The organism is Curtobacterium sp. Curtsp22, from assembly GCF_059492135.1.
On sequence record NZ_CP168519.1, the window covers coordinates 3269518 to 3282079 of the forward strand.

12 protein-coding genes are annotated in these 12562 nt (G+C 69.8%); 7 read left to right on the top strand and 5 right to left on the bottom strand.

The genetic code is table 11. The annotated features are described in order from the left end of the window. Window positions 1–18: 18 nt before the first annotated feature. A complete protein-coding gene (locus tag ACEN8D_RS15875) occupies window positions 19–1386 on the bottom strand; it encodes an extracellular solute-binding protein (RefSeq protein ID WP_413399524.1) in 1368 nt (455 codons plus the stop codon). 226 nt (window positions 1387–1612) lie between these two features. Here ACEN8D_RS15875 and arfA point away from each other — a divergent pair, with 226 nt between their 5' ends. After that, window positions 1613–3115: an arabinosylfuranosidase ArfA gene (gene arfA / locus ACEN8D_RS15880; protein WP_070418182.1), complete on the top strand. Its 1503-nt coding sequence runs from the start codon at window positions 1613–1615 to the stop codon at window positions 3113–3115. Between the two features lie 420 nt (window positions 3116–3535). On the opposite strand, the gene ACEN8D_RS15885 is transcribed toward arfA, so the two are convergent. Then, a complete protein-coding gene (locus ACEN8D_RS15885; protein ID WP_309780217.1) occupies window positions 3536–3826 on the bottom strand; it encodes a hypothetical protein in 291 nt (96 codons plus the stop codon). Window positions 3827–3989: 163 nt separating this feature from the next. Continuing rightward, entirely contained in the window at window positions 3990–4976 is a 987-nt protein-coding gene (locus ACEN8D_RS15890; RefSeq protein WP_217637372.1) for a LacI family DNA-binding transcriptional regulator, read from the bottom strand. Window positions 4977–5162: 186 nt separating this feature from the next. On the opposite strand from ACEN8D_RS15890, the gene ACEN8D_RS15895 reads away from it, so the two are divergent. The 5 genes from ACEN8D_RS15895 to ACEN8D_RS15915 all read left to right on the top strand — a co-directional run bounded on the left by ACEN8D_RS15895 (window position 5163) and on the right by ACEN8D_RS15915 (window position 10639). Next, window positions 5163–6098 (top strand): carbohydrate ABC transporter permease, encoded by a 936-nt coding sequence (locus ACEN8D_RS15895; protein WP_070418185.1) that lies wholly within the window; start codon window positions 5163–5165, stop codon window positions 6096–6098. Next, a complete protein-coding gene (locus ACEN8D_RS15900; RefSeq protein WP_175473685.1) occupies window positions 6095–7084 on the top strand; it encodes a carbohydrate ABC transporter permease in 990 nt (329 codons plus the stop codon). Before ACEN8D_RS15895 ends, ACEN8D_RS15900 begins: the two co-directional genes overlap by 4 nt. A gap of 98 nt (window positions 7085–7182) precedes the next feature. Further along, entirely contained in the window at window positions 7183–8517 is a 1335-nt protein-coding gene (locus ACEN8D_RS15905) for an ABC transporter substrate-binding protein (RefSeq protein WP_413398290.1), read from the top strand. A 71-nt stretch (window positions 8518–8588) separates the two neighbouring features. Next, window positions 8589–10442, top strand: coding sequence for a glycoside hydrolase family 35 protein (locus ACEN8D_RS15910; RefSeq protein WP_413398288.1), 1854 nt, complete (start codon window positions 8589–8591; stop codon window positions 10440–10442). A 44-nt stretch (window positions 10443–10486) separates the two neighbouring features. After that, window positions 10487–10639 carry a hypothetical protein gene (locus ACEN8D_RS15915; protein WP_309886243.1) on the top strand — a complete coding sequence of 51 codons (153 nt, stop codon included), beginning with the start codon at window positions 10487–10489 and terminating at the stop codon, window positions 10637–10639. A gap of 12 nt (window positions 10640–10651) precedes the next feature. Here ACEN8D_RS15915 and ACEN8D_RS15920 read toward each other — a convergent pair whose 3' ends face one another. Together ACEN8D_RS15920 and ACEN8D_RS15925 are read right to left on the bottom strand one after the other, a co-directional pair. Continuing rightward, window positions 10652–11104 carry a hypothetical protein gene (locus tag ACEN8D_RS15920; RefSeq protein ID WP_413398287.1) on the bottom strand — a complete coding sequence of 151 codons (453 nt, stop codon included), beginning with the start codon at window positions 11102–11104 and terminating at the stop codon, window positions 10652–10654. Further along, window positions 11101–11436 carry a biopolymer transporter Tol gene (locus ACEN8D_RS15925; RefSeq protein WP_309780211.1) on the bottom strand — a complete coding sequence of 112 codons (336 nt, stop codon included), beginning with the start codon at window positions 11434–11436 and terminating at the stop codon, window positions 11101–11103. Before ACEN8D_RS15925 ends, ACEN8D_RS15920 begins: the two co-directional genes overlap by 4 nt. A 39-nt stretch (window positions 11437–11475) precedes the next feature. Between ACEN8D_RS15925 and ACEN8D_RS15930 the strand changes: the two genes are divergently transcribed. Further along, complete coding sequence (locus tag ACEN8D_RS15930) at window positions 11476–12549, top strand: spore photoproduct lyase family protein (RefSeq protein ID WP_413398285.1); 1074 nt, start codon at window positions 11476–11478, stop codon at window positions 12547–12549. Window positions 12550–12562: the final 13 nt, after the last annotated feature.

Here is a 12562-nt window from a genome sequence, read left to right on the forward strand (position 1 = left end):
CGTGCCTTTCGCGCGGGCTTACAGCGGGCTCGGGGTGTTGAGGTAGGTGGACAGCTGGGACTTGATCGCGGACATGGCCTGCGCGGGGGAGCTGCTGCCCTGCTGGATGAGGGCGAGCTGGGCGCCGACCGTGTTCTCGAAGGTCGACCCCGATCCGCCGTACCAGGCCGGGTCGTCGAACACCGCGGTCTCGGCGGCCGAGGCGTAGTTCGCCTGCGGCTCGAGCTTCTTGTACGCGGTGCTGTCGTAGGTCGGCAGGTAGGCGGGCACGTGGCCGCCCTGTGCCCACGTGAGGCTCTGCTCGAGCATCTGCTTGATGAAGAGCATGTGCGCCTTGCGCTGCTCCGGGGTGCGGTCCTTCCTCGGCAGGATGAAGGTGTGCGAGTCGGCCTGCGCTGCGGGCTTGTCGAAGAGCTGCGGGATCGGCGCCATGCCGAACTTGAGACCCTTGATGGACTGCGCCGTGCTGATCTCCCACTCGCCCTGCATGAAGAAGCCCGCCTTGCCGGTGAACATCAGCGTCTGCGCGGTGGCGTAGTCGAGGCCCTTGTTGAGCCAGCCGTTCTTGACCCACTTCTGGGTCATGTCGGTGACCTTCGTGTACGCGTCCTCGTTGACGGTGAGCCTCGCGCCGCCGTCGCTGATGAACGGCGTCGCACCGTCGATCTGGTTGTACATCGTCCAGAAGAACCGCCACGGGGTGGCGATCTCGCTGACGTTGGCGACGTTGAGGGCCGTGCCGCCGGTGACCTTCGCGACCGCGGCGAGCGCGCTCTCGAAGGCATCGATCCCGGTCAGGTCCTTGAGCTTGCCGTCGCTGTCGATGAGGCCGGCCTTCTGGCAGACATCAACGTTGTAGAAGAGGACGAACGGGTGCGTGTCGAGCGGCACGCAGATGTTCTTGCCGTCGGTCTTCTGCGCCGTCCAGGCCTTCTGGTTGAAGTCGCTGGCGCTCAGTCCGACGCTCGCCAGGTCGTCGCTCGTGATCGGGTCGAGCAGGTCGCCGTCCCAGAGCGGCTTCGCCCGGGTGAGGTGGGCGATCGCGACGTCCGGCGGCTTGTTCCCGACGGTGGCCAGTGTGACCTTGGAGTAGTACGGGTTGCCCCACGCGAACGTGGTCGCCTGCAGCGAGGACGAGCCGCCGTGCTGCTTGGCGTAGCCGGCCTCCATCTCCTGCATGCGGAGGCCGTCACCGCCGCCGAACAGGTTCCAGAAGACGAGCGTCTCCGGGTTGAGCGGTGCACCGGCGATGCCGGCGGCGAGGGGGCTGGAGCAGGCGGCGAGCGGCAGGACCGTCGCGGCGGCTGCGCCCGCGGCGAGGAGGCTCCGCCGTGTGAAGGCGCCGCCTCGTGGGTGCGGGGTGGGTACGGGGATTCGGTTCGGCATGGCATCACTCCATCGGGACGGGCCGAGTCGGAGCAGGGTCGGTGCTCCGTGAGCGCTCACATTAGCGCGCGTCCCGGCGTGCCGCCACCCTTTCGGCGCGGGTGACGACCGATCCGTGATGTTCGTGGCCGCCCCCTTTCGTGTCGCGCCGAAAGCCGCTAGCGTTTCGGAAACGTGAGCGCTCACTTTCGCCGAGCGCAGGCAGCCCCACGATCGAAGGAGATCCATGCCCCGCACACACCTCGTCCTCGACGCCGCGTTCACCGTGGGGCCGGTGCGACGTCGCCTGTTCGGCGGGTTCGTCGAACACCTCGGACGCCACGTCTACGACGGCATCCACGAGCCGTCGCACGAGACCGCCGACGAGCACGGCTTCCGCAAGGACGTCGTCGAGCTCGTCAAGGAACTCAACGTGTCCGCGATCCGCTACCCCGGCGGCAACTTCGTCTCCGGCTACAAGTGGGAGGACGGCGTCGGCCCGGTCGAGCAGCGCCCCCGCCGACTCGACCTCGCCTGGCACTCGACCGAGACGAACGAGGTCGGCTTGCACGAGTTCCAGCACTGGCTCGACCAGGTCGGCTCGGAGCTCATGCTCGCCGTCAACCTCGGCACGCGCGGCACGCAGGAGGCCATCGAGCTCCTCGAGTACGCGAACATCGACGCCGGCACCGCGCTCAGCGAGTACCGGAAGTCGAACGGCCGCCAGGAGCCCTTCGCCATCAAGATGTGGTGCCTCGGCAACGAGATGGACGGCCCGTGGCAGCTCGGTCACAAGAACGCCGAGGACTACGGCAAGCTCGCCGCCATGACCGCCAAGGCCATGCGGCAGATCCAGCCCGACCTCGAGCTCGTCGCCTGCGGTTCCTCCGGGGCGTCGATGCCGACGTTCGGCGAGTGGGAGCGGACCGTCCTCGAGCACACCTACGACGACGTCGACTACATCTCCGCCCACGCCTACTACGAGGAGGGCGACGACCTCGCCTCCTTCCTCGCCTCCGGCGTGAACATGGACCACTTCATCAAGACGGTCACGACCGCCGCCGACCACGTGCAGGCGCAGAAGAAGTCCGACAAGCGGATCGACATCTCCTTCGACGAGTGGAACGTCTGGTCCATCTCGAAGTGGAACGAGCAGCAGAAGACCTTCGAGCTGCAGGACTGGCCGGTCGCCCCGCGCCTGCTCGAGGACGTCTACACGGTCGCCGACGCCGTCGTCGTCGGTGGCCTGCTCATCTCGCTGCTGCGGCACGCCGACCGCGTCGCCTCGGCCTCGCTCGCGCAGCTCGTCAACGTCATCGGCCCGATCATGACCGAGCCCGGTGGCCCGGCCTGGCGCCAGACGACGTTCTTCCCGTTCTCGCTGACGTCGAAGCTCGCCAACGGCACGTCGCTGCAGGTCAAGGCCTCGGGTGACACGGTCGACGGCGGCAAGTACGGCGAGGTCCCGGTCGTCGACTCGGCCGCCACGGTCTCGGACGACGGCGCCGCGGTGTTCCTCGTGAACCGGCACCCGTCGGAGTCGACCACGGTCACGATCGACCTCGCCGGCCTGTCCGTCGACGGTGACGTCCGTGCCGAGGGCGTCTGGGACGACGACCTGCACGCCGTGAACGACCTGGCGAACACCGAGCGCGTCGGGCTCCGCACGAACGAGTCCGTCCGCCGCGAGGGTGACACCATCACGATCGAGCTCCCGCCGGTCTCCTGGACCGCCGTGTCGATCGGCTGAGACGCCTCGGCGCACGCTGCGGCGGGCGTCGAGTGAGCACAGAGGGCGTCGGACCGCTTCGCGGTACCGGCGCCTTCTGCCGTGCGGCGCGGCCGCGGGGTGAGCGCGGCGCGGTCGCGACTTCCCGGGGTGGGCGACAGGTCACGGGGCTGTTGGCGCGTGAGGTGTCGGTGGACGCGCGAGGTGCGCGACGGCGGACGGGAGGCGCGGTGCGGACCGGCACCGCGCCTCCCGTCCGTCGGGCGGTGCGGCGCGGTCCGTGCTGCGGAAGCGACACCGTGCCGCGCGCGGCTCGCGTCCGTGTCGCCAGGGCGACAGATGTGCGCCGGAGGTCCGCTGTGACGTGTCGCTTTCGCGACGGCGGACGGGAGGCGCGGTGCGGGCTGGCGCCGCGCCTCCCGTCCGGCGGTCGTGAGCGCGTCAGGCGTGCGGCGGCGTGCAGCGCACAGCGCGCGCCCGCCACGAGATCTCCTCGACGAAGGCGGCCGTGTCGGGGCCGAGCGGATCGTCGGCGGCGTCCTCGATGAGGAGCCCGAGCGCCGGGGCGAGCAGGAACGAGGTCGTCGTGGTGCTCCCGAACGCATCGACGGTGGGGACGGCGACGGTGTCCGCGAGTCCGGCGTGCGCGAGGGCTGCGGCGTAGTCCAGCACGGCGTCCGCGGCCTCGTCCGAGGTCAGGACGGCGGTCAGGCCGTACACGATGTTCTTCATGATCCGAACGCGCCGAGGTGGGGAGATGAGGACCGCAGCGGTGGCTCGTCCTCCGGACACACGGAAGTGGCGCACACCCGGGGCCGGGACAGCAGACCGGCTCCGTGTGCACGGTACGCCCCGCGCGCTGACCGTGTGACGGACGCCGTGGCCGCGAGGTCGGTCAGGCCGGCGGCGGCGCCGTGCTCGCCCGGACCACCAAGCGGACCGGCACGAGGTCGGCCTCGGCGCGGACCGGCTGCCCGTCGATCTGGGCGAGGAGGTTCCGGACCGCCCGGCGCCCGACCTCGTCGAAGGACTGGTGCACGGTGGTCAGCGGCGGCCAGAACGAGTCGGACTCGGGGGAGTCGTCGAAGCCCACCACGCTGAGGGTCTCCGGCACGGGCCGCCCGAGCTCGTGGGCGGCGCGGAGCACCCCGAGGGCCGTCTGGTCGTTCGCGGCGAACACGGCGGTGATCTCGGGGCGTCGAGCGATCTCCTGCCCGGCGCGGTACCCGGACTCGGCGCCCCAGCCGCCGCGGAACACCGGCGGGACGGTGCGCCCCGCGGCCTCGAGCGTGGCCTGCCAGGCGGCGAGACGCCGGGCGGCCGAGTACGACGACTCGGGGCCGGCGACGTGCCAGACGGTCTCGTGCCCGAGGTCGAGCAGGTGCTGCGTGGCCCGGCGGGCGCCGTCGGCCTGGTCGGTGTCGATCGCCGGGTGCTGCGTGGTGCCGGTCGAGTCGACGACGACCATCGGGACGCCGTCGGGCAGCACGACCTCGGCCGTGTCGATGATGTGCGACTCGATGATGATGACGACGCCGTCGACGGCCTGTTCGTGCAGGCGGGAGAAGGCCGAGCGGACGCCTTCCTCGGTGCGGGAGGCCATCGGCAGCAACGTGATCGTGAAGTCGGCGACACCAGCCGCGTCGGCGATCGCCTCGAGCGTGCGCATGTTGCCGTACGACGCGAGGGTGAACATGATCACGCCGATCGTCCGGAAGCGCCCGGAGCGGAGGGCCCGGGCAGCGCGGTTCGGGCGGTAGCCGAGGTCGTCCATGACGCGCTGGACCCGGTCGCGGGTGTCCGGCGAGACGTTGTCGAAGCCGCGGGCGACGCGGGACACGGTCTGCATCGAGACCCCGGCGGCCTCGGCCACGGCGGCCATCGAAGGGGACCGGCGCGTGGCGGACAGGTCGGTCGTCACGGGGTCTCCCATCGGTTGCGAGTGGACGTCGAGCGCGACGACCTGCACCGGACGCTAGCGCATGTTGACGTTGCCATGCTATCGTCGCGCCGTTCGATGTTGACGTCAACATCGACGGACCCGAACACAGCACGACAAGGGAGTCACATGAGCACGCTGGAAGCGCGCGCAGCCGGAGCCACCGCCCCGGCCGTGCCACCGCGGCGCCGCGCCAGACCGCGCGGCCGGTACACGGGATGGCTCTTCGTCGGCCCGTTCGTCGTCGTCCTCGTCGCGATGCTCATCGTCCCGATCGGCTACGCGCTCTGGCTCAGCCTCTTCCGCGACCAGCTCATCGGCGGCAACCAGTTCGTCTGGTTCGCCAACTACGTGCAGCTCTTCCAGGACGCGAAGTTCTGGTCGGGTCTCGGCCGGGTCGCGGTGTTCCTCGTCGTGCAGGTCCCGATCATGCTCGGCCTCGCGCTCGTCGCCGCCCTCGCACTCGACAGCGCGCGGCTCTGGGGAACGAGCTTCTTCCGCATCGCGGTGTTCCTGCCCTACGCGGTCCCCGGTGTCGTCGCCGCGCTGATCTGGGGCTTCATCTACGGCAACCAGTTCGGCCTCACCGGTACCGCGAACCACGCGCTCGGCATCGACCTGCTGCAGCCGTTCAGCCCGGACTGGGTCCTCACGTCGATCGGCAACGTGGTCACGTGGGAGTTCCTCGGCTACAACATGCTGATCTTCTACGCCGCGCTCCGCACCGTGCCCGGCGAGCTGTACGAGGCGGCCGAGCTCGACGGCGCCGGCCCGATGCGCACGGTCTTCTCGATCAAGCTCCCGGCCCTGCGCGGCCCGATGGTCATCGCCACGATCTTCTCGATCATCGGCAGCTTCCAGCTCTTCAACGAGCCGAACCTGCTCAAGACGCTCGCCCCGAACGTCATCGGCAGTGCCTTCACGCCGAACATGTACGCCTACTCGCTGTCCTTCAGCGGCCAGCAGTTCAACTACTCCGCCACCGTCGCGATCGTCATGGGCGTGATCACCGCGGTGATCGCCTACGTCGTCCAGGTCCGCGGCACCCGCGAGGAGAACCGATGAGCACCCTGCAGCACCCGGCGACCGGCGCGTCCGGCCCGGCCACCGTCACCGAGGCGACCACGACGCTGCGCGACCCGCAGGCCCGGTCGAGCCGCGCCTCCAGGCGTGCCGAGCGGAAGGCCGAGCAGCACGTCGACGGACGCAAGCCGAAGCGTTCCGGCCTCCTCACGGCCGTGATGATCGTCTTCGTCGTCTACTCGTTCGCGCCGCTGTTCTACCTGCTCGTGAACAGCACGAAGACGCAGGCCTCGCTCCTGTCGACCTTCGGCCTGTGGTTCGGCGGGAAGTTCAACCTCTGGCAGAACATCGTCGACACGCTGACGTACAACGACGGCATCTTCGTGCAGTGGCTCGGCAACACGCTGCTCTACGTGGTCGTCGGCGCCGGTGGCGCGACCCTCCTCGCCACGATCGCCGGCTACGGCATGGCGAAGTTCCAGTTCCCCGGCCGTCGCGCGGTCTTCGCCGTCGTCCTCGGAGCGATCGCCGTCCCCGGCACCGCCCTCGCCGTCCCGACCTTCCTGCTCTTCTCGCAGTTCGGCCTGACGAACACCCCGTGGGCGATCATCCTGCCGTCGCTCATCAGCCCCTTCGGCATGTACCTGATCTGGACCTACGCGGTGGACGCGATCCCCGCCGAACTCCTCGAGGCCGCCCGCATGGACGGCGCCGGAGAGTTCCGGATCTTCTTCACGATCGCGCTCCGCCTGCTCGCGCCCGGTGTCGTCACGGTCCTGCTCTTCGCGGTCGTGGCCACCTGGAACAACTACTTCCTGCCGCTCATCATGCTGAGCGACCCGAAGTGGTACCCGCTGACGGTCGGCCTCAACCAGTGGAACGCGCAGGCCACCGGGTCCGGTGCCGAGCCGATCTACAACCTCGTCGTCACGGGATCGCTCCTCACGATCATCCCGATCGTGGTCGCGTTCCTCTTCCTCCAGCGCTTCTGGCAGTCCGGCCTCGCGGCCGGTTCCGTCAAGGCCTGATCCGTCGGACGGGAGGCACGCAGCGGCCCCGCCACGCACCTCCTGCCCGACACACAGCAGCTCCACCCCCTCTCCACGAAGAAGTGAAAGGCACCTCCATGAACAAGCGTCTCCGGCGCGGCCTCAGCGCCGTCGCCATCGGCGTCACCGCAGCCGTCGCCCTCGCCGCCTGCGCCTCCGGCGGCTCCTCGTCCGGCGGGTCGTCCGACGACATCTCGAAGGCCCTCAAGGACGGCGGCACGCTGACCTACTGGTCGTGGACCCCGTCCGCGAAGGACCAGGTCGCCGCGTTCGAGAAGGCCTACCCCAAGGTGAAGGTCAAGCTCGTCAACGCCGGCACCGGCGCCGACCAGTACACGAAGCTCCAGAACACGATCAAGGCCGGCTCGGGCGCCCCCGACGTCGCCCAGGTCGAGTACTACGCACTCCCGCAGTTCGCGCTGTCCGACTCGCTGCTCGACCTGTCCTCGTACGGGTTCGGCGACCTCAAGGACAAGTTCGCGACGAGCACGTGGAACTCGGTCGACATGGACGGCAAGATCTACGGGCTGCCCCAGGACTCCGGCCCCATGGCGCTGTTCTACAACAAGAAGGTCTTCGACAAGTACGGCATCGCCGTGCCGACGACGTGGGACGAGTACGTCGCCGCGGCCAAGAAGCTGCACGAGGCCGACCCGGACGCGTACATCGCGGCCGACTCCGGCGACGCGGGCTTCACCACGAGCATGATCGCCCAGGCCGGCGGCACGCCCTTCACCACGAAGGGCGACAAGGTCACGATCAACCTCGAGGACGCCGGCACGAAGAAGTGGACCAAGACCTGGGACCAGCTCGTCGAGCAGGGTCTGCTGTCGAAGACCGTCGGCTGGAGCGACGACTGGTACAAGCAGCTCGGCAACGGTCAGATCGCCACGCTCATCACCGGCGCCTGGATGCCCGGCAACCTCGAGGCGAGCGTCGCCGACGCCAGCGGTGACTGGCGCGTCGCGCCGATGCCGACCTACGACGGCGGCACCGCTCAGACCGCGAACAACGGCGGCAGCGCCGAGGCGGTCATGAAGCAGTCGAAGAACCCGGCCCTCGCGGCGGGCTTCCTCAAGTGGCTGAACTCCTCGAAGGAGTCGACCGGGATCTTCATGAAGTCCGGTGGGTTCCCGTCGACCACCGCCGACCTCGAGTCCTCGGCGTTCCTCGACGAGAAGCCGGAGTACTTCGGCGGCCAGCAGATCAACAAGGTGCTCGTCGACGCGTCGAAGTCGTCCGACAACGACTTCACCTACCTGCCCTACCAGGTGTACGCGAACAGCGTGTACGCGGACACCGTCGGCCAGTCGTACGAGAACGGCACCTCGCTCGAGAGCGGTCTCGCCGCCTGGCAGAAGGCCCTCGCGAAGTACGGCAAGGACCAGGGCTTCACGGTCTCGTCCAAGTAGTCACCACACCAGTTCGACCCGGGGCCGTGCGGAACCTTCCGCACGGCCCCGTCTCCTGAAAGAGTTCCCCCATGCGCTTCGCCATCGGCGACACCGACTTCCTGCTCGACGGCGAGCCGCACCGGATCCTGTCCGGCGCGATCCACTACTTCCGTGTCCACCCCGACCTGTGGGCGGACCGGATCCGCAAGGCGAAGCTGATGGGGCTCAACACCATCGAGACGTACGTCGCCTGGAACGCGCACGCGCCGTCGCCTGCTTCGTTCAGTTTCGAGGACGGTCTCGACCTCGGCCGCTTCCTCGACCTCGTCGCCGCCGAGGGCATGCATGCCATCGTCCGCCCCGGTCCCTACATCTGCGCCGAGTGGACCAACGGCGGCCTGCCGTACTGGCTCTTCGCCGACGGCACGGTCGGGGTCCGCCGCGACGAGGCGGGGTTCCTCGCAGCAGTTTCCTCGTACTTGGAGGCGTTGGCGCCGGTGCTGGTCCCGCGGCAGATCGACAACGGCGGCCCGATCGTCCTCGTGCAGGTCGAGAACGAGTACGGCGCCTACGGCTCCGACCCCGTCTACCTGTCGAAGCTCGAGCAGATGCACCGGGCGATCGGCCTCACCGTGCCGTTCACGAGCGTCGACCAGCCGATGGGCACGATGCTCGAGGACGGTTCGCTGCCCTCGCTGCACAAGACCGGGTCGTTCGGCTCGCGTTCCGTCGAACGGCTCGCACGGCTCCGACAGGCCCAGCCGACCGGCCCCCTGATGTGTTCCGAGTTCTGGGACGGCTGGTTCGACAGCTGGGGCGAGCACCACCACACCACGCCGGCCGCCGCTTCGGCGTCGGACCTCGACGACCTGCTCGCCGCCGGCGGCTCGGTGAACATCTACATGTTCCACGGCGGCACGAACTTCGGCTTCACGAACGGCGCGAACGACAAGGGCATGTACCGCCCGATCGCGACGTCGTACGACTACGACGCACCGCTCGACGAGGCCGGGCGTCCGACGGAGAAGTTCCACGCGTTCCGCTCGGTCATCGAGCGCTACGCGCCCGTGCCGCCGCTGCCCGCTGCGATGCGGCCCGGTGGGTCGGGCCGGCTCGGGTCCGTCGGTCCCGTCGGACCCGTCGGTCCCGTCGGGTCGGCTCCGGGCCAGGAGGCGCGGCTCGCCCCCGCCTCGGACGTCGCCGTCCGCCTCGACCGCGTCACACCCCTGCGTGCCCTGCTGCCATCCCTCACGTCGTGGTCCGCGCACGACACCCCGCCGACGTTCGACGCCCTCGGTGCTGCGAGCGGGTTCGTACTGTACCGGACCGAGGTGGACCTGCCGTCCGGCGGCGTGCTCACCGTCGGCGAGGAGGTGCGTGACCGCGCCGTCGTCTCCGTGGACGGGATCGTCATCGGGGTCCTCGAACGGGAACACCACGACCGCGCCATCGCCCTGCCCCCGGTCACCGGGACGCTCGAGCTCCTCGTCGAGGACCAGGGCCGCGTCGACTACGGCCCACGCATCGGCGAGCCGAAGGGCCTGATCGGCGGGATCACCCTCGACGGGGTCCCGCTCGCCCGGTGGACGGCGTCGCCCCTGGCCCTCGACCCGTTGCCCGAGGCCGCGCTGACGATCCTCGCCGACGCCCTGCCGACCGACGGCGACGTGCTGGCGGGACCGGTGTTCGCCACGGGGTCGTTCGACCTCGCCGAGGCAGGGGACCGCTACCTCGCCCTCGACGGGTTCCGGAAGGGTGTCGCCTGGGTGAACGGGTTCTGCCTCGGCCGGTACTGGTCCCGCGGACCGCAGCGCACCCTGGCCGTCCCCGGACCGGTGCTCCGCGCCGGGAGGAACGACGTCGTCGTCCTCGAACTGCACGCCGCGGCGTCCCGGTCGGTGTGCCTGCGGGTCGAGCCGGACCTCGGGCACACGGAGGGCTGACCGGGTTAGGATTCGCTGGAGTCCGAGCAGCCGAGGGGGATGCGATGGTGCGGGTGTTGCAGTGGGTGGGGCGCGTGGTCGTCTCCGTGCTCCACGTCCTGGCGGGGGTGCTCACCTCGTTCGGTTCCGGCGGGATCGTCGGTGCGGGAGCGCCGCCGAGTCCGACCCCGAACAAGCCCGACGACTACCGGCCCTGACCGTTCCGGGAGTCAGACTGCTCGAGCCTCGGCCCACGCCCGCACCTCGAGCAGGGCCGCACGTCGCCAGCGCCACAGCGGCGCGAACTTCGTGCCGTCGTCCTCCCACGCCTGCGTGAGCATCCAGATCTGCCGCCGGTGTTCCGTGCCGCCGTCATCGCGCCACTCGACGAACGCGTCGTCGAGCACCGTGGTGATGCCGTCGCGCGGCGCCGACCAGCTGACGAGGAAGCCGTGGTACCGCAGCGTGTCTCCGCACAGTTGGACGCCGAGCCGCGGGAGCCGGACCAACACCCAGGTAGCGATCGCAGCGAACACGACACCCAGGACGAAGACGAAGACCCGGGCTGACGAGCCCCGTGAGAAGGCGACCGAAGCAACCGCGGCACCCGTCCCGATGCCGACGGGACCGAAGACGATCATGTTGAGCACGCGGTCGAGTCGCGGCGGCCGGATGGTCTTCACGGCAGCGGCCGGCTCGAGGCGTCGGGCGAATCGGTGTCGAGCGCGTCGAGGTCGGCGAGGGCCGCTCGGGCGTCGGCGATCCGGTCGGCCTCGGGGCGGGTCCACCACTCGGGTCCGCGTTCGCCGAGCCCGTGCTTCGCCAGGCCGTTGCGGTGCCGTGCTGCGGCGAGGGCGTCCTCGTCGCCGGAGTGCTTGGCCTGCTTGACGGCGTTGCGGCCCCGACCGAGGTGCGACCGGAGTGCTGCGGCGACGTCCTCGGGGAGCGCCGGGTCGGTCCGTCGCCACCGCCGACCGTCGACCACGAAGAAGTGGTCGTCGGGCGTCGCGGTCATGCCGCCAGTCTGTCAGGGGTGGGCGGTAGAACGGCGGTGATGCCCGAACCCCGCACCCGCGCCCTGCTCGACGTCCGCCGGATCTACGCCGAGCCGGCAGCCCTCGGGCTCCAGCGCGGGCAGGAGGTCGTCGGGCAGTGGCCCGACGCCGAGATCGTCCCCGTCGAGTCGCACTGGAACATCCCCGAGGTGCACGGCGACGAACGGAACGTCCAGCGGTGGGTGCGCATCAAGACCGAGGCGCTCGTCCTCGGCGTGAAGAAGTCGCTCGTGACCCGGCCGAACGGGCGCTCGGCGGACTTCATCGCCCCGTCGACGGCGAACGGCTGTGCCATGGCGTGCGCCTACTGCTACGTCCCGCGGCGCAAGGGCTACAGCAACCCCGTGACGGTCTTCGCGAACATCGACCAGATCACGAAGCACGTCGCCCGCAACATCGCGAAGCAGGGGCCGAAGACCGAACCGAACCAGTGCGACCCGGACGCGTGGGTCTACGACATCGGCGAGAACAGCGACTGCTCGGTGGACGCGATGCTCAGCGACAACGTGCGGGACCTCTGCGACCTGTTCCGGATGTCACCGACGGCCAAGGCCTCCTTCGCGACGAAGTACGTCAACCGCGACCTGCTCGACTGGGACCCGATGGGGCGCACGCGCATCCGGTTCTCGCTCATGCCGCACGACACCGCGAAGGTCACCGACATCCGCACCAGCCCGATCGCCGAGCGGATCGCCGCGGTGAACGACTTCGTCGACGCCGGGTACGAGGTCCACCTCAACTTCTCGCCCGTCATCCTGACCCCGACGTGGGAGTCCGACTGGGCCGACCTCCTGCGTCAGGTGGACGACGTCCTCTCCCCGGCGGCGAAGGCGCAGCTCGCGGCCGAGGTCATCTTCCTCACCCACAACGAGCCCCTGCACGAGGTCAACCTCGGCTGGCACCCGAAGGCCGAGGACCTGTTGTGGCGCCCGGACCTGCAGGAGCAGAAGGTGTCGCAGAACGGCGCGGTCAACGTCCGCTACCGCTCCGGGATGAAGGGGCAGCTGGTCGAGCGGTTCCGGGAACTCGTCGCGGAGCACCTGCCGAGCTGCCGCATCCGCTACGCCTTCTGAGACGACGAACGCC